Origin of the sequence: Enterobacter sp. 01-M-03-SI-ECC, assembly GCF_047530215.1 — a bacterium.
Lineage (GTDB): Bacteria > Pseudomonadota > Gammaproteobacteria > Enterobacterales > Enterobacteriaceae > Enterobacter > Enterobacter chengduensis.
The window spans coordinates 218,799-236,035 of sequence record NZ_JBLKDA010000001.1; the positions used below are offsets into that span (position 1 = coordinate 218,799).

General features: G+C 51.3%; 14 protein-coding genes. 4 read left to right on the forward strand and 10 right to left on the reverse strand.

Features of this window, described 5'->3' with window-relative positions:
• Position 1: 1 nt before the first annotated feature.
• The 8 genes from ACMWKK_RS01065 to ACMWKK_RS01100 form a co-directional block, all read right to left on the reverse strand.
• Complete coding sequence (locus tag ACMWKK_RS01065) at positions 2-748, reverse strand: SDR family NAD(P)-dependent oxidoreductase (RefSeq protein WP_112781787.1); 747 nt, start codon at positions 746-748, stop codon at positions 2-4.
• A 17-nt stretch (positions 749-765) separates the two neighbouring features.
• A complete protein-coding gene (locus ACMWKK_RS01070) occupies positions 766-1,005 on the reverse strand; it encodes an acyl carrier protein (protein WP_112781786.1) in 240 nt (79 codons plus the stop codon).
• Positions 1,006-1,027: 22 nt separating this feature from the next.
• On the reverse strand, positions 1,028-1,666 hold the full coding sequence (locus ACMWKK_RS01075; protein WP_112781785.1) for an acetyltransferase: 639 nt from the start codon (positions 1,664-1,666) through the stop codon (positions 1,028-1,030).
• Entirely contained in the window at positions 1,663-2,823 is a 1,161-nt protein-coding gene (locus tag ACMWKK_RS01080; RefSeq protein ID WP_112781784.1) for a DegT/DnrJ/EryC1/StrS family aminotransferase, read from the reverse strand. The genes ACMWKK_RS01075 and ACMWKK_RS01080 overlap by 4 nt, the downstream gene beginning before the upstream one ends.
• 145 nt (positions 2,824-2,968) lie before the next feature.
• Positions 2,969-6,367, reverse strand: a complete 3,399-nt coding sequence (locus ACMWKK_RS01085; protein ID WP_112781783.1) for a glycosyltransferase — start codon at positions 6,365-6,367, stop codon at positions 2,969-2,971.
• Complete coding sequence (locus ACMWKK_RS01090) at positions 6,364-10,002, reverse strand: glycosyltransferase (RefSeq protein ID WP_406542734.1); 3,639 nt, start codon at positions 10,000-10,002, stop codon at positions 6,364-6,366. Before ACMWKK_RS01090 ends, ACMWKK_RS01085 begins: the two co-directional genes overlap by 4 nt.
• Positions 10,003-10,173: 171 nt before the next feature.
• Positions 10,174-11,079, reverse strand: a complete 906-nt coding sequence (locus tag ACMWKK_RS01095) for a flagellin (protein ID WP_045326861.1) — start codon at positions 11,077-11,079, stop codon at positions 10,174-10,176.
• 187 nt (positions 11,080-11,266) lie between these two features.
• Positions 11,267-12,199, reverse strand: coding sequence for a flagellin (locus ACMWKK_RS01100; protein WP_047716141.1), 933 nt, complete (start codon positions 12,197-12,199; stop codon positions 11,267-11,269).
• 237 nt (positions 12,200-12,436) lie between these two features.
• Here ACMWKK_RS01100 and fliD point away from each other — a divergent pair, with 237 nt between their 5' ends.
• From fliD to amyA, 4 genes are all read left to right on the forward strand, one after another.
• A complete protein-coding gene (gene fliD / locus ACMWKK_RS01105; protein ID WP_112781378.1) occupies positions 12,437-13,840 on the forward strand; it encodes a flagellar filament capping protein FliD in 1,404 nt (467 codons plus the stop codon).
• A gap of 24 nt (positions 13,841-13,864) precedes the next feature.
• Positions 13,865-14,275, forward strand: a complete 411-nt coding sequence (gene fliS, locus ACMWKK_RS01110; RefSeq protein WP_045331630.1) for a flagellar export chaperone FliS — start codon at positions 13,865-13,867, stop codon at positions 14,273-14,275.
• Positions 14,275-14,634: a flagella biosynthesis regulatory protein FliT gene (fliT, locus tag ACMWKK_RS01115; RefSeq protein WP_045331632.1), complete on the forward strand. Its 360-nt coding sequence runs from the start codon at positions 14,275-14,277 to the stop codon at positions 14,632-14,634. The genes fliS and fliT overlap by 1 nt, the downstream gene beginning before the upstream one ends.
• Positions 14,635-14,737: 103 nt before the next feature.
• Positions 14,738-16,225, forward strand: a complete 1,488-nt coding sequence (amyA, locus tag ACMWKK_RS01120; RefSeq protein ID WP_112781377.1) for an alpha-amylase — start codon at positions 14,738-14,740, stop codon at positions 16,223-16,225.
• A 93-nt stretch (positions 16,226-16,318) separates the two neighbouring features.
• Here the strand turns inward: amyA and yedD are convergent, their stop codons facing one another.
• Positions 16,319-16,732, reverse strand: a complete 414-nt coding sequence (gene yedD / locus ACMWKK_RS01125; protein ID WP_045331636.1) for a lipoprotein YedD — start codon at positions 16,730-16,732, stop codon at positions 16,319-16,321.
• A gap of 74 nt (positions 16,733-16,806) precedes the next feature.
• Entirely contained in the window at positions 16,807-17,121 is a 315-nt protein-coding gene (gene fliE, locus ACMWKK_RS01130; protein ID WP_032641425.1) for a flagellar hook-basal body complex protein FliE, read from the reverse strand.
• Positions 17,122-17,237 lie beyond the last annotated feature (116 nt).

Here is a 17,237-nt window from a genome sequence, read left to right on the forward strand (position 1 = left end):
CTTAATGTCCAATGCCACCATCAACGCGGATAACCTGTCCCGTGACGTAACCTGCCGCATCAGAGGCGAGCCAGCAAAGCGTATCAGCCACCTCTTCCGGTAGCCCCATTCGAGGCAATGCAGACGCCGCCAGCTTTTCCTCCACAACGCCTTCTGGCAGATTTTCCGTCATGGCGGTTTTTATCACCCCTGGCGCCACCGCGTTAACGCGTATCCCCTTAGGCGCCAGTTCCGCCGATAGCGTTTTAGTTGCGGCTACCATAGCCGCCTTAGAGGCGGAGTAAGCCAGTTGTCCCGCGTTGCCGTCCAGACCAGAAATGCTGGCGATGTTGATTATGCTGCCGCGATTGTGGCGCAGCATGAGGCGCGACATGTACTGGGTGAAGACCATTTGCGAAAAGAAGTTGATGGCAAAGGTTTTATGCAATTGTTCCATGGTAACCATCGGGAACAACGCATCCAACGTTACACCCGCGACGTTAACCAAAATATCAATCGGCTGTTTCGCCTTTTGTATGGTCATTGCGGCCTGTTTGATCGAAGCATCGTCAAGAAGATCAAAATAGACGGGCGTTATCTGCACGCCATGTTCTTCACTGAGCGCATCGATAAACATTAAAAAGGTATCGTCTTCCTGCTGAACGCAGGCAAACAGATTCGCACCCTGGCGGGCAAAGGAGACCAATGTCGCCTTACCAATTCCCTGCAGGCATCCTGTAACTACGGCAGTTTTCCCGGCCAGTAACATGCTGCCTCTCCTTTTAATTAAGCCACTTCAACATCGTATTTTTTGAGTATCGCTATGCCCTTTTCCCAGGAGGAAAAATCGATAATGTCCTCAGTTTCCAGCATAATATCGAAGGTATCTTCTAATGCAGCAATCATGCTCATGTGGCCGACCGAGTCCCATGACGGAGTGTCCTGATACTTGTAGTCCGGTAAAACATCTTCAGAAACTTCAAACGTTTCTACAAAAATAGCGTTGTACTTCACTAAATTCGTCATTCTTACAACTCCTGATAAAGAATTACTTAAATACTTTTCCCTGCTCATTTTTGCGCATTGCGCGAGCCGGATTTCCCAGAGAGATAGTCGCCGGAGGAATATCACTAAAGACTGCACTGCCCATCCCAACAATGGCATCGTCGCCGATAGCGGTATTCTCTTTCACCGCACAGTTCATGCCGATGAATACCCGCAGGCCAAGTTGGCAATGCCCGGCTAATGTGACATTGCTCGATATCACGCTGTGCGCTTTCACCTCAGTGTCATGACCAAGACAAGCCTGCGGCTGAACCAGCACATTTTCCCCCACGGTGACGTTGCTGGAGATAAATGCGCCATTACAAAGGATCGCCCCTGCCCCAATCTGACTGTCTGGGGGGATAAACACCGAAGGGTGAATTAACGTTGAAAGCGCGCATTTCTTGAGCACCTTCTCGGCTAGCTTCTGACGGGCAACAGGTTCGCCAAGGGCGATGACGATTTCCGTGTTAACATGATCCAGCAGGGCAAAGTGGTACACAGGGATACCAGCAACGATATTTTCGCTGGTCACATCGTCAATAAAGAAAATCTCTTCCCAGCGTCGCGAGCTGTTAAGTTGCTGCGCCAGAACCAACACTTCGCGCCCAAGTCCACCCGCTCCGTAAATACCCAGTTTCATGCCACTTCTCCGGCGACGGGCGCACTCTGGGGCTGAAGGGCCTTATGCGCGTCGTACTGGCGAATGATGTCCACCACTCGTAATTGATCGCTTACGCTCAAATCAGGGTAGATTGGCAGACAAAGGATTTTCTGCGAAATATTGTCCGCTACGGGTAAATTGTCAGGACTGGCCGATGGCAAATGTCGGTACATCGAAAATGAACTGATGAGCGGATAAAAATAGCGGCGGGCATAAATATTCTGCGCTTTCAGCGCGTCATACAGACTGTCACGGCTGATGGGAAATGTCGTATCGACCAAAATAGGGAAATAGGCGTGGTTCCACTCGATATTATCAGGCGCGGAGAAAAGAGAAATACCCTCAATGCCCTGCAGCTGCTCACGGTAACGCTCATAAATCGTTTTGCGAGACGCCAGTGCGTCGTCAATGTGGTGCAACTGGACTAGGCCAAACGCAGCCTGGACCTCATTCATTTTGGCGTTGATACCTGGCGCGACCACGGTGGTTTCACCCGCAAAACCAAAATTTTTTAGATAATCTATGCGCTGCTTCATTCTCGCGTCCGGACAGATAATCGCCCCGCCCTCAAAGGTATTAAACACTTTGGTCGCGTGAAAACTTAAAATTGACAGGTCGCCACAGTTCAGAATACTTTGACCTTGTTTTTTCACTCCAAAAGCATGTGCGGCGTCATAGATAACCTTCAGCCCCCAGGCATCTGCAATCTTCTGAATAGCATCCACATCACACGGAATACCGTAGCAATGCACAGGCAAAATTGCTGAGGTCGCCGGGGTAATCAGAGGTTCTATTTTGGTCGGATCGATATTGCATGTAATCGGATCAATATCTGCAAATACCGGCGTTAAGCCATTCCATAGTAGCGAGTGCGATGTTGCCACAAACGAATAAGGAGTGGTGATCACTTCCCCTGTAATACGCAGCGCCTGTAGTGCAGTCAGTAGCGCCAGCGTTCCGTTAGAAAACAGACACAGATGTTCCACCCCCAGATATTCTGCAAGCGCAGCCTCAAGCTGTTGGTGAAACTCGCCGCCGTTTGTCAGGATCCGGTTTTGCCAAATTTTTTCCAGATAAGGAATAAATTCCTCGAGGGGAGGCAAAAGCGGGCTGGTAACATAGACGTTATCACTCATATGAGAACCTGTGGACTAAGGGATGGTGTCCTATCATAGCTATGAGCAAACAGTTGCTATCGGTAAAACAAGACACCTTTCAGGACTCAATTACCCAAACGGCTTAGCTTTCCGGGTAAAAAAACGCCCCGGAAAGCATCCTTTGTTACATAAACAGCTCGCGAATCACCCCAGGGATTGACTCCCGCTCGTAAATGAAGGTGCTAATCTCCTGCGGACTAACCACGTTGCTGTCGGCATTTGCGATTTCGTTCTGCCAGACCTGAGGGTCGGCTTTAAGGCGCCGGAAGGGGAGATTGTTGTGCAATGAAGGAACATCGCTAGCCACAATCGCTATCCCACAGGCTGCGAGCTGAACCGCCTGATAATCATCTTTAAAACGGTTGTGGTCGCTGTTCAGCCTGAAAATAATTGCTATGTCGGCTTGCAGCTGATGTAGCTGTTCAGGTGACATCCGTTCCCCGTGCCAGCGAACCGTTTCTGCGACCATCGGCAGCCACGCCGCGGGCCAGGCCCCCAAAATGATCCAATCCACCCTGGCGTGCGTGGCGGCGATAACCCGGCTAATGAATTCTTGCTCTTTTACGGATAACGCTTCAGGTATACACAAAACGCGTCTGCGTTCGGCCGATGTCGTCCTCGCCGGAGCCACCCATTCACGCCCCAACAACACCGGCAGACACGACACAGGCCTTTTTCGTTTGCTTAACTGAGCTTCACGCTCTGCAGACCAGGTAAGCCACCGCGTCACCACGCTTACCTGATCCCGATCGTTATTACCTGGCCCGGCTGAATCCGCCAGCGCATAAATTCGCAAAGGGATAACCCGGCTCACGGCCGCAAGACGTGCTGAAAGTGCCTTATCAGGGGCATGGGTTAGCACCACAATTTTCGGTTCGAGACGCAATATTTCTGGCACGGTAAGATCGGAAGAATCACGTATCAGGCAGATCGCGTTATCTGTCGACATATTCTGCAGCAAGTCGGCGATACGTTTCGAGTATTCGCAGTCCTCACCATTTTTAAGCAACAGAACCTTCGAGCGCGCCAAGAATGCATTGCCAGACCCGTTGGTCGTAAGAGAACCATGGCGGAACAAGGGACGTTGTAGACTGAGATAGCGGTTATAGGCCGGATCTTCAGTGAAAACATCAGGCATCTCGGCGAGTAATGTCTGGCGCTGGGAGTTCTCGCTGACGCACACCGTTTCAAGAAGCCGTGTATTGTCCGATACCACAACGCTGAACGGCGACCAGACTGCAAGATAACCAGCCCGTTTCAGCTTTAGAGGTAGAATAATATCAATGACGTGCTGGTCGTCATATTCAACCGACAGCCCGCCGACCCGTTGCCATGCTTCGCGCTTGACCAGCAGGCAGTTGCTACTCAAAATGGAATAGTTTTGCTCGCACTGGTAGCGTGACAGTTCGCCTTCTGTTTGCCAGGGTTCCCCTTGACCTACATGCCCGACCCAACCATTGGCCCCAGCAATCATTCCCGCACTCAGCAACCGTTGGTCGGTGGTGATAAATTTTGGCCCTGCGCTTCCTACTTCAGGGCGCATCATATGGCTCAGCAATGTCGTCAGCCAGTTCTTCAAGACAAAAAGCGTATGGAGATCAAGAAGTAAAATAAAATCACCAGTCACATTTTGCGACAGGAAATTCATGCGACTGGCGTAGTTTTGCTCAGCGCCACAGACGATCGCCGTTAATGGCAACACCTCCTGCATCTGTTTGATGAGATCAATCATTTCTGCGCTGGTATTTTCAGCAACCGCCAGCAGAATCTCTTTGTTCTGCCACTCGGTATTACTTATGAGACTCTCAACACAGCGGATCAGTTGCGCCGGATCGTCACCCGCATCAAGCAGAATGCTGACTTTTTCACGTTCTGGCTGTGGATAGCTAATACGCCATGTCAGATTTTTTTGCTGTACAGCGCGGGCCTGAGAAAATCCACGATGCTGCAGATAACGCTGGAGAATCTGTGCTTCTTCGAGCGGAGACGGCAAATCAAATACGGAGGCAGGCACCAGGGTAATAATATCCGTAATATGCCCAATACAGCCCGTTCCCCATTGCAGCAGGTAATCGATCAACGCGTCAAACTCGAAAGCCTGACTAAATTCAGGGTTAAATTTACCCGCCGCCAGCCAACTCTCGCGCCGGAACCAGACGCGTCGTAAATAGCGGTGAGGTGAAGCGAGGAATAGATCGAGATTGAAATCCGGTTTACGTACCGGAGTGATTTCACCACCCTCAGCGCGTAACGCCTCATCCGTATAAATTGCCTGACATTCCCCGGCCTGCGAGAGCATATTACGCATCAACCCAATGCTTGCCGCAGTGTATTCAACGCCCGCGTCGATGCAATGCAGCCAGTCGAAGTCCGCAGTTTCAGCCAGTTGCCTGACAGCACTAACCCAGCTATCTACCGTAACCGCGCGAATATCCATGGTCGTAGCGCGATACCCAGGTTCAGGCGCAACAAGAAGAATCGTGCGTGAATCCACACCCTGACGGGTAAGCGAGGCGACGGATGCCTCGATAGCGCTCACCTGCGCATTCAGGCAAAGGATAACGTGCAGCAGACGGGTTTCTGCTGTAACCGTCGTCGGCAGAGTGCGGTGAGCAATCCAGTGGCTGAACGAGTTGCGCTCCTTAACGTCATCGTGCTGCTGTGCTTTTGCCTGGGTTAGAGACAGGAAGCGATCAAACTGGGTTTCCAGAAGCCGCCTTTTGGCCAAAACAACGTCGCGGACAATCGGTAGACCAGCCCGAATGTCATCAAGTGCTTCCGGAGAATCGGAGTAACCGAAACCCGCACCCCCGATATCCTGTAATGATTGCTCGTTCAACGCATAATGCTCATAGCCCGGAACAGACAATGATACGACCGGGCAGCCACATAGCATAGCTAGCAGACAGGTTCCTGACGACTCATAGGTGTAAAGCACGCGCCCACGTTTCAGAAGCATCGCCAGCTCGCGTAATGACAAAGGGTTGCGCATCGACAAAATAGTGATGTTTTCTGGCAACCCCGATAAATCAAGCGCAGATTCTGGGATCCTGTTCAGGTAGAGAAAGTCTTTATCTTTAACTGGCTGATCATCCTGAAAGAGTGAGAGGTCATAACATTCAATCCCCAGAATATTCGGATCGGGTTCTTTGTCTGCAAACTCAGGGCGATACCAGAAAAAGAGATCGTCAGCACCGGCCTCAATGGCGTTTTGCATGATGACCCCTTCCCTGTTTAGCATGTAGCGGACAGTTACCGGCGCAGAAAAAGGATTTCCCGTAGTGACCTCCGGGTAAACAGCAATCCAGGACCTGCCGCTGGAGATGACCTGTTCATAGGCTTCTTGCGTCAGCGCTGGCGCATTCCATTCGGGGTTGACGGTACAACCAACCATCCAGGCACGACCACCACGCTCATTGATCATATGGCATAAGCGATGAAGTACCTGAATGCCCAACGACGATTCACGGTAGTCCGGTGCAGCAATCAGGTAGGGAGAATGAAGATCTATATGCATAGTCATTGTGCCAACCAACCTTGTTGCCAGTCATTGAGTCCATTTTCGCGCAGATACCAGTTGCGCTGTACGGCATTCCGTAGTTCATCCCCCTGGCGGATACGGTAATCCGCGTCATTGAGGTAAGGCTGAATGGCTTTCATCCAGTCTTTATAACGGTTTTCAACCAAGGTCACCGGTAGACCACAACGATACGGAGCAATATCCGTGGCAACGATCGGTACTCCACATGTACCAATTTCCAGCAGCCGTAAATTACTCTTACATTCATTGAACTGATTGATTTCCAGTGGAACCAGTGCCAGATCGAGATTCAGGCTGGCCAGCTTTTCGGGGTACATCTCGAAAGGAACGCCAGGGTGGAACTCACAATGGACATTACGCGGCTTCATTCCCATAAAGACCCATTCGACGTCATTCTCCAACGCCTTAATCAGAGGTAGCAGGATTTGCAGATCCCCTGCATGGGTACTTCCCCCCGCCCAACCAACGCGTAATTTTTTACCCACCCCCCGTTGACTCAGCAAATGCCCCCATTGGTCGGGAGCAAGGCGGTTTTGCGCAATCCGAATATCATGATGGAAACGGCTATAAGCTTCAGCAAGCGGCGCCGTTGAGACAACAATTCTGTCTGCGCTTTCGAGTATTTTGCGAAAGCTCTTCACCATGTGTTGCGGATAGTTATCACGATTACCATTTTTCAACGGCACGTTAAGTAAGAAATCATCGTACTCAATGATAACTTTAGCATTACAGACTTCACGCAGCTGCTTAATAATGTTCGGGAAACGGCTCCCGGTGAGTGACTCAAGTACAATCACATCTGGCTGAAGTTGCGCGGCTTCCATGACGGAAGGGATGCTGTTCATCATCCCCCCCTCCAGCATATGATGACGCTCCATTGCTTTAAAGGGCTGCATTACCCGGTGATGTCCGCAGCCATTCCAGTCAACATGATGCGCAAGCACAACGGGTAAAGGACGTCCAGGCAAAGGGGTATGCAGACGCGCACTGTTTTCACTCAGAGTGAAAAGCGCGCCGGATTTTTGCATAAGTGGATGATAAGAAGGATCTATGAGCAGCTCTGACTTCCACTCGTTACGCAACTGTGCGTAGTGTTCCAGCATAGGTCGTTCGGGAACATGGTACTTATCGGCCAGGAGGCGTGTCGCTCCGCCCATATGTTGAACGCGCGAACAGGGCGTCCAGACGTTTAAATAGCCCTGCTTTTGCAGCCTTATTCCTAGATCAACATCGGCAAAATAGACGGGATAACGTTCTTGCGTAAATCCGTTAAGCGCGAAAAACACCTCTTTTCGCAGCATCATACAAGAACCGCTCACTGCCGTTACATTATGCGGGACGTAAAGATAGTCCTGAAAACCTGAGTCAGCCCCTCCCGCTCCTGCAAACGCAACCTCCACACCGTTTTGAACGCCAGTCAGATAGCCACCATGCTGGACCCGGCCATCCTTAAACTCCAGGCGAGCCCCTACCACGCCCACCTCCGGGCGTAATGCATGTTCCAGTAACGCTTCCAGCCAAGCACCATCAATGATTTCACAATCGTTATCAAGGAAAACGAGCACGTCTCCCCTCGCCTGCTGCGCGGCAGCGTTGCCCATTTCAGCAAAATTGAATGGGGCGTCATATCGCAATATCCGCACCTGCTCCAGCCCAAGATTCGCTAGATCGTTCAAGAACTGACAGGCATCGCTCTCTACTGACTGGTTATCAACGATCATCAGTTCATAGCGCGCGTAGCGGGTCTTTTCCATCAGGCTTTCAATACAGTTCTTTAGTAAAGCAAACCGATCGCGCGTGGGAATAATAATAGAGACCATCGGCTGGGCATCCCAGTGATAGCGAAGGCGCGGTAGACCTTTGACGGCTCCCGGCTCATAGGAGGCAGAGATCCCAAGTCGCGTTAGGTGTGCCAGTACGCCGTTTCGATGCTGCTCCATAAGACCCGGTAGCTCGGTCCAGCGTTGCGCAGGCTCAGAATTGCAGAGCAGCACTTCAGGCACATGCGTTAAGACACCGGTCCCCTGCAGCTCGACCAGACGCCAGAGCAAATCGATAAATGGCGTACAAGCAAAGAGTGGGTCCAGCCCTCCTGCGGCCTTTGCCGCATGGCAATCAATGAGTAGAGCCTGTCCAATGTAAGGCTTGCTGCGCAGGAGATCGATATTAACGCCGGGGCGCAAGGTGACAATAGGTTCATCGTTTTCGGCAACCATCATTTCATCACAATAGGCGACACTTGCCTCCGGATGATGAATTCGGTGCTCAGCGAACCGCAGCAGCGCGTCATCTGACAGGGTGTAGCCCGCAGGGAGCATCAGCAGCGCCTGAGCTGGGCTGTGTTCCAGTAACGCATTAATATCGGAAACAGAATGCGCCACCTCTACAGAGATCGGCACTAGTGATTGAGCGAGCGCTGATGCACGGGTAATCTGGCACTCTTCAGTCGTTTTATTCTGCGCGAGGATAACAACACCTAGTCTGGCGCTGTCCGGAAAGGCATCAGCACAGGCATGCAAAGCCTCACGACGCGCGTTCGTGATATGTCGATCCTTTATCCAGCGGGTAATAGAGTAGTTTTCGCTCTGCTGGAGCAGCAGCGCTTTGCTGTGGAATGCCAGCGCATAGCGATCTTTTTCAGAAAGCGTGTAAGGACTTTGCAACACAGGAAAATCTAGCGCAGCGAGAATATTCTGTTCAAGGCTCCAGCGTGATACGAACGTCTGATGATTTTTCTGCACCCATTTACTGGCATCGTCATAACCGTCGGTCAGCAGTTGAATCCACTCGTCTGCCCCCGGGCAAAAACGCAAATTCACCCCAGAGAAATAGTTGGCTTCATAGTGCGCAAGATTTGTATCGCTCAAATACCCTTCAACGTAGTTCCCGTGGGCTAAAAAGACCGGTACGCCGAGAACAAGCGCTTTAGGAACATACTGTTCATCCGTAATAATAACGTCATAACCCGCGAGCCACTCCGGTTCAATACGCCCGGATTGAGCACTTAAATCGAGCCATTCAATGCGTATCTGCGACTGAGCTGCGCGCTGCTGCACTTCATACATTTCAGCGGACATTTTATCCGCGATATAGAGAATACGACGCAACGCTTGCACCTCGCGATTAGCGTAAACGTCGCAGTAAGCGTCAGGCACTAGCCACGGCATCAGGTGTAGCTTGTCTTCCTGGATCCCCGTCTGTAGCAGGATGGTCTGCGTAAACGCCGACAGGCCAAGCACTCGCGTTGCCAGAGCATTCTCGAGCTCGGCGCCCCATGGAATATAAAGATCATTGTAATCACTGTAATGACGGAAGATAAAAGATCCCGCCGTTTTCTGCTCATGTAGCGCTGTAAGCAGTTTCTCGCTAAAAAAGCCTTTGACGACCCATATAACGTCATAGCGTGCGGCCAGTTCTCCCGCATTCTCTGTAACAATCGTCAGGGCTCCAGTTGCCTGCAGTCTGGCCACTTCTGGCTGAAGACGCTTCCCGATAAACGAGGTACAGAGAATCACGTGCCATTCCCGTCTTAGCAGGGCATCAGCTATGTCGAGCACTTCAGTGCAGGAAGCAGACCATGCGTCCAGTTTGTCCACACTTATCAGAATTTCAGGCATTTTTATCCCCAACGCCGCCACAAGGACGCCTACCGTTCTATTTTCAGTAATGCAATATTGTGAGGGATAGAAGACGGTTTAAGAGGAAAAATAGGTTGGATAATTGGGCTTAAATCTGGCGATTGGGAAATAAAAAAGGCATCCGAAGATGCCTTTTTGGCGTTATCAAAATTAACGCAGCAGGGACAGCATGGTCTGCGGAACCTGGTTGGCCTGGGCCAGTACGGAAGAGCCAGCCTGCTGCAGGATCTGCGCACGGGACATGTTGGACACTTCGGTCGCGTAGTCGGAGTCCTGAATACGGCTGCGGGCAGCGGACAGGTTGTTTACGGTGTTGTTCAGGTTGGTGATGGTGGACTCGAAACGGTTCTGAGACGCACCCAGCAGGCTGCGCTGATTGTCTACAGATTTGATTGCCGCATCGATGTCTGCCAGCGGGTTACCATCAGTAGTACCACCGGAGGTCACGGTACCGCTCAGAACGTCGAAACCTTCTGCTGCAGTAGAACGTGCATTACCGTTGATGGTCTGACCAGAAGTCACAGAGGTTGCGCCGGAGGCATTGAACAGGTTGTAGGCGTTGGAGCTGCTCAGGCTGATAGAGATGGTTTCTTGATCCTTAGAACCTACCTGGAAGCTGTAGCTGCTGGAGCCAGTGCCGGTGTTCAGCACTTTAATGCCGTTGAAGTCGGTCTGAGTGGTAACACGGTTAACTTCTTCCATACGCTGGTTAACTTCAGCCTGGATGGAATCGATATCGGAAGCAGAGTTAGAGCTGTTCTGCGCCTGAACGGTCAGATCACGGATACGCTGCAGGTTGTTGTTGATTTCGCTCAGCGCACCTTCAGCGGTCTGCGCCAGAGAGATACCGTCGTTGGCGTTACGTGCAGCAACGGTCAGACCGTTGATGTTAGAGGTGAAACGGTTAGCGATCGCCTGACCAGCAGCGTCGTCTTTTGCGCTGTTGATGCGCAGACCGGAGGACAGACGCTCAATCGCGGTGCCCAGAGAAGACTGAGATTTGCTCAGGTTGTTCTGAGTCATCAGCGACAGAGTGTTAGTATTAATCACTGCCATGGTAAGTATCCTTTAATTGATTATGAGTTCCGGCTAGCTGCCAGAGGCTTCATCGCCTTCATAAAGGTTATCGACAGGGCATTTACAAACTTTAGATCTTTTGATGTTTTTTTCTTTTCTTATTTCACTTTGATTTTAAAAGAAAAAAGCGCCGACATGCGGCGCTTTTTGTCTGTCATAACGGCGATTAACGCAGCAGGGACAGCATGGTCTGCGGAACCTGGTTGGCCTGAGCCAGTACGGAAGAGCCAGCCTGCTGCAGGATCTGCGCGCGGGACATGTTGGACACTTCGGTCGCATAATCGGAATCCTGGATACGGCTGCGGGCAGCGGACAGGTTGTTCACGGTGTTGTTCAGGTTGGTGATGGTCGACTCGAAACGGTTCTGAGACGCACCCAGCAGGCTGCGCTGGTTGTCTACAGATTTGATTGCCTTATCGATGTCTGCCAGTGGGGTAGAACCTGCGGCTGTACCACCAGTACCACCAGTTACCGCACCGTGCAGAACGTCGAAACCTTCTGCTGCAGTCGTACGTTGGTTACCGTTCACAACATCACCAGAGGTCATCGCTTTGGTGTTCAGCGTCGCGCCGGTGTTGCCAGCAGCAGCCAGGTTGAAGCTATCGCTAGAACTCAGAGTGATACCGATAGTTTCGTTATCTTTAGAGCCAACCTGGAAGTTGTAGGTGCTTGAACCCGTGCCGGTATCCAGAACTTTGATACCGTTGAAGTCGGTCTGCTTGGTTACGCGGTTCACTTCTTCCATACGCTGGTTAACTTCAGCCTGGATGGAGTCGATGTCGGAAGCAGAGTTAGAGCTGTTCTGCGCCTGAACGGTCAGATCACGGATACGCTGCAGGTTGTTGTTGATTTCACCTAATGCACCTTCTGCCGTCTGAGCCAGAGAGATACCGTCGTTGGCGTTACGTGCAGCAACGGTCAGACCGTTGATGTTAGAGGTGAAACGGTTAGCGATTGCCTGACCAGCAGCATCATCCTTCGCGCTGTTGATGCGCAGACCGGAGGACAGACGCTCGATCGCGGTGCCCAGAGAAGACTGAGATTTGCTCAGGTTGTTCTGAGTCATCAGAGACAGGGTGTTAGTATTAATAACAGCCATGATGTATTCCTTTGAAAAAGTTGTCAGATTTAGGCATCTACCTACGGCTTTCTCACCGTCAATGAGGTTATCGACCGCCCTTTCTCAAGCTTTAGGAAAAAAATCATTTTTTTAAACCTGTAAACTGCCTGAATTTCTCCCTCTTTATTTACGCATTGTTTTTTTTAAATAACGCTAATCTTTTTCTCGTTTCTGCCGATAGACCATCCAGCGATTGTCTCAATAAAGGATGAAAAAATGGCAAGTATTAGTTCACTCGGCGCAGGCACTTCACTGGACCTGAATACGTTGTATGACAATTTACAGACAGCTGAGCAAACCAAGCTAAAGCCTATCACTACCCAGCAAACGTCATATAAAGCCAAGCTGACAGCGTGGGGAGTGGTGCAGACAGCACTCACTAAATTACAGACTGCTTCAGATGCATTAAAAAATACCTCTGCTATTGCACAATCAAAAGTTTCCAGCACTAACACGGCGTTTAGTGCGACGCTTGCCAGCAGTGCAGCAGCGGGATCTTATTCCGTTGAAGTGACGCAACTGGCAGCAGCGCAGTCTCTGTTAAGTCCTAAAGTCGGCAGCAAGGATACCGAACTCGGCGACAGCAGCATGAGCACGCGCACCCTTACAATTACTCAGCCGGGGCAGAAAGATCCGTTAACGATCACCCTGGCGAGTGATAAGACCAGCCTTGCCGATGTGCGTGACGCAATTAACGCCAAGCAGGGAAGCGTAAACGCCAGCATCATCAAAGCGGATGACAATAGTTACTACTTAGCGCTGACTTCTCGTGATACCGGTACAGCAAACGAGATGACCATTACGACGGATGATAGTCAACTGGCGAAATACATCAGCTACGACTCATCCAGCGCCACCAACGTAATGAGTGAACAGGTTCCTGCTGCCGACGCAAAAGTGAATATCAACGGCATCGAGATCGTTCGTAGCAGTAATGCCATCACTGATGCACCAGAAGGCGTTACCCTAAACCTGACGAAGACCAATAAAGGCAGCCCGGAGACATTGTCAATTGTCAAAGACAAGCAGCCAATGACCGATGCCATTCAGGCTTTTGTTGATGCGTATAACTCTCTGCAAACAACCATTGCCAATCAGACGAAATATACGGCGGTGGATCAGGGAAGCACCAACCAGGACAGCAGCAACGGCGACCTGTTGGGCGACGGAACGCTACGTAATATTCAGACCCGTCTACGCTCGATGATTTCGGCCAGTCAGGGCTCAGGCGATCTGGCCACCTTATCGCAGCTTGGGATTACGCAGGATACTACCGGTAAACTGACGGTAGACAGTACCAAACTTAACAAGGCACTGAACGAAAAATCGGCTGACGTTGTCGCGTTCCTGTCTGGCGATGGAAAAACCACCGGATTTGCCACCCAGACCAGCAGTCTGCTGAAAGATATGCTCGGAACTGATGGTTCCGTTCAGAATGCCACCGCTGGCATCAACAAGACCCTGAAACAACTGTCTGACGAATACGATCGCGTAAATGCGCAGATCACCGCCACCATGGCACGTTACAAAACACAATTTACCAGCCTGAGCCAGCTTGTTTCACAGATGGATCAGACCGGAAGTTATCTGACCCAACAGTTCAACGCCATGAACCGTTAATAAATGATGAATTGAGGTTTTACAATGTATACAAAATCGGGAATTCAGGCATACGCTCAGGTCGGTGTTGAATCAGCCGTTCTGAGTGCCAGCCCACATCAACTGGTTGTGCTTCTTTTTGATGGCGCATTAAGCGCCATGAAGAAAGCCACGATTTTGATTGAACAAGGTGATATTCCCGGTAAAGGGCAGGCCATAAGTAAAGCAATCAATATCATCAGCAACGGTTTGCAGTCAGGTCTAAACCATGAGGTAGGTGGCGACCTGGCGGCAAATCTTGATAGTCTTTATGACTATATGACCAGGCGTCTTTTACAGGCAAATCTTCACAACGACATTAATGCCATTAATGAAGTCGTGGAGTTACTCAATAACATTGCTGATGCCTGGAAAGAGATAGGCCCTCATTCTCAAAACATGTGGGACAATTACTAATGGACGTCCATTTCGGCTTGCTCCAACATTATCAGCAGTTATTAACAACCAGTAACACGATGCTTGTTCTTACCCAGGCAGGGCGCTGGGATGAGCTTATCGCTTACGAGGTTGACTATCTGACATCAGTTGAAAAACTTACCATGTTCCAGGATGCCAGCGAAATTCCGCCTCATATTCAGGCGCAAATACGCCCTATTCTGAGAAAAATACTCGATAATGAAATCGAGTTGAAAACCTTGCTGCACCAGCGCATGGAAGAGCTGAAAGCACTGGTTGGGCAGACGTCGAGACAACATAATCTGAACTCAACTTATGGACGTTTATCAGGAAATGTTCTCTTTCCCTCAGATCTTTAGTGTGGATATGATCTTTTGCGGATGAATATTATTTTGTGATTTCATCCGCGTTTTATCCCCATTTCGCCCATACTCACTGTGTTCTCAAAATGGAGCACGGACGATGAAAAACCCCACCCTGTTACAATGTTTTCACTGGTATTACCCTGCTGGCGGTGAATTGTGGCGAGAGGTCACGGCGTTAGCCCCCAATCTTAATGAAATCGGCATCAACATGATCTGGCTGCCGCCTGCCTACAAAGGCGCGTCCGGCGGGTATTCTGTTGGCTATGATTCTTACGATCTATTCGATCTCGGCGAGTTTGATCAAAAAGGCAGTATTGCCACCAAATACGGCGATAAAGCGCAGCTGCTGGAGGCCATCGACGCCCTCAAGAGCAACGACATAGCCGTGCTGCTGGACGTGGTGGTCAACCACAAAATGGGCGCCGACGAAAAAGAGTCCGTTCGCGTACAGCGCGTAAATCAGCAGGACCGCACGCAAATTGATGACGAGGTCATCGAGTGTGAAGCCTGGACCCGCTACACCTTCCCCGTCCGGGCCGGGCAGTATTCCCAGTTCATCTGGGATTACAAATGCTTCAGCGGCGTCGACCATATTGAAAACCCCGATGAAGACGGCATCTTTAAAATCGTCAACGACTACACCGGCGAAGGCTGGAACGATCAGGTTGATGATGAGATGGGCAACTTCGATTATCTGATGGGCGAAAACATCGATTTTCGCAACCACGCCGTGACCGAGGAGATCAAGTACTGGGCCCGCTGGGTGATGGAACAGACGGGCTGCAACGGTTTTCGTCTGGACGCGGTGAAACACATTCCCGCCTGGTTCTACAAAGAGTGGATTGAGCACGTCCAGGAGGTCGCCGACCAGCCGCTGTTTATCGTGGCGGAATACTGGTCCCACGAGGTGGATAAGCTTCAGGCCTACATTGACCAGGTCGACGGCAAAACCATGCTCTTTGATGCCCCCCTGCAGATGAAATTCCACGAGGCGTCGCGCCAGGGGCGGGATTACGACATGAGCCAAATCTTCACCGGCACCCTGGTGGAAGCCGATCCGTTTCATGCGGTAACGCTCGTCGCCAACCATGACACCCAGCCCTTGCAGGCGCTGGAGGCCCCGGTCGAAGCCTGGTTCAAACCGCTGGCCTACGCGCTGATCCTGCTGCGGGAAAATGGCGTACCGAGCGTCTTTTATCCGGATCTCTTCGGCGCCAGCTATGACGATACGGGAGGCGACGGTGAAACGTATCATATTGACATGCCGGTTATTGAGCAGCTCCACGAGCTGATCCTCGCCCGCCAGCGCTTTGCCCACGGCGTGCAGACGCTGTTTTTCGACCATCCTAACTGCATCGCCTTCAGCCGCAGCGGCACGGATGACGATCCCGGGTGCGTGGTGGTGCTGTCAAACGGGGACGACGGTGAGAAGGTCATTTGCCTGGGGGAAAACTACGGCAACAAAACGTGGCGGGATTTTCTCGGCAATCGTCAGGAAACGGTTACCACGGCGGCGGATGGCGAAGGGACCTTCACCTGCAATGGGGGAAGCGTCAGCGTGTGGGTTATTGAGGATGCGCTGTAGAAACAATGCCGGGTGGCGCTGACGCTTACCCGGCGTACGAGAAGGCACTTTTGTAGGCCGGGTAAGGCGAAGCCGCCACCCGGCAACAAACGGCTAGGGCAGCTTGCTCTCCAGCGGGTTCTTGCTCAGGTAATCCGCGCACTCAACCGTTGGGCGATCGACCTTCTGTAGCTCCAGCCCGTCGTACTCAAGCGTCGCGCCATCGCGCTCCAGCGGGTAGATATCCAGCTTGCGCGTGACGTTGTAATAACTGTCTGAACGCAGCATGATTTTACCCGGCACGGCAATCACGCGCTGCCACTGGCGGCAGTCCAGCGTGTCGCCCTCTTCCGTCACCACCAGCGTGGCAATCGCTTTCGGGCTGACCAGGTTGCTCTGCGGCCCTTTCGACTGCCAGTATCCGGCCAGATTCGCCGGGACAGGATGCTTAATCACCTCGTTATAGTTATCGACCTGAACGCACCCGGTCAGTGCCAGCAGCGCGCCAGCAATTGCTATTTTTTTCATCATCTTTCCTGCATTCGAAGAAAAAAATATTGTGGCATTAAAGCGCTGCGGCTGCCAGCGAAGATCGACAGGTCTTAAACCTGCATCCCCATCACTTCCTGATAGGCAGAGACCAGCTTGTTACGCACCTGGATCCCCATCTGCAGGGAAACCGAGGCTTTTTGCAAATCGGTCATCACATCATTCAGCGCCACGCCCGGCTCGCCGAGGGTAAACTTCTCTGCCTGCGTGCGCGCGGCGGTCTGGGTATCGCTGATACGGTCAAGCGCGGCATGCAGCTGCCCTGCAAAGCTGATGCTCGGCGGCTGATCAGCCACATTCTGATTACGGGCCGTCATCGCCGTTGCCTGCAGCTGACTGATTACCCCTTCGATGCCCTGTATAGCCATGACTCTCCCCTGGATGGTTTTTTACGCGGTCAAGACTAACAGCTTGTCAATAAGATAATGGCGGTAAATAGCGTGAAAAAACCAGGTTATTTGACGCATAGAAAATCACGAATCAT

What these genes read in the sequence shown, in the direction of transcription:
- ACMWKK_RS01065 (WP_112781787.1), bottom strand. Translation starts at nt 748, where the DNA reads ATGTTACTGGCCGGGAAAACTGCCGTAGTTACAGGATGCCTGCAGGGA.
- ACMWKK_RS01070 (WP_112781786.1), bottom strand. Translation starts at nt 1,005, where the DNA reads ATGACGAATTTAGTGAAGTACAACGCTATTTTTGTAGAAACGTTTGAA.
- ACMWKK_RS01075 (WP_112781785.1), bottom strand. Translation starts at nt 1,666, where the DNA reads ATGAAACTGGGTATTTACGGAGCGGGTGGACTTGGGCGCGAAGTGTTG.
- ACMWKK_RS01080 (WP_112781784.1), bottom strand. Translation starts at nt 2,823, where the DNA reads ATGAGTGATAACGTCTATGTTACCAGCCCGCTTTTGCCTCCCCTCGAG.
- ACMWKK_RS01085 (WP_112781783.1), bottom strand. Translation starts at nt 6,367, where the DNA reads ATGACTATGCATATAGATCTTCATTCTCCCTACCTGATTGCTGCACCG.
- ACMWKK_RS01090 (WP_406542734.1), bottom strand. Translation starts at nt 10,002, where the DNA reads ATGCCTGAAATTCTGATAAGTGTGGACAAACTGGACGCATGGTCTGCT.
- ACMWKK_RS01095 (WP_045326861.1), bottom strand. Translation starts at nt 11,079, where the DNA reads ATGGCAGTGATTAATACTAACACTCTGTCGCTGATGACTCAGAACAAC.
- ACMWKK_RS01100 (WP_047716141.1), bottom strand. Translation starts at nt 12,199, where the DNA reads ATGGCTGTTATTAATACTAACACCCTGTCTCTGATGACTCAGAACAAC.
- fliD (WP_112781378.1), top strand. Translation starts at nt 12,437, where the DNA reads ATGGCAAGTATTAGTTCACTCGGCGCAGGCACTTCACTGGACCTGAAT.
- fliS (WP_045331630.1), top strand. Translation starts at nt 13,865, where the DNA reads ATGTATACAAAATCGGGAATTCAGGCATACGCTCAGGTCGGTGTTGAA.
- fliT (WP_045331632.1), top strand. Translation starts at nt 14,275, where the DNA reads ATGGACGTCCATTTCGGCTTGCTCCAACATTATCAGCAGTTATTAACA.
- amyA (WP_112781377.1), top strand. Translation starts at nt 14,738, where the DNA reads ATGAAAAACCCCACCCTGTTACAATGTTTTCACTGGTATTACCCTGCT.
- yedD (WP_045331636.1), bottom strand. Translation starts at nt 16,732, where the DNA reads ATGAAAAAAATAGCAATTGCTGGCGCGCTGCTGGCACTGACCGGGTGC.
- fliE (WP_032641425.1), bottom strand. Translation starts at nt 17,121, where the DNA reads ATGGCTATACAGGGCATCGAAGGGGTAATCAGTCAGCTGCAGGCAACG.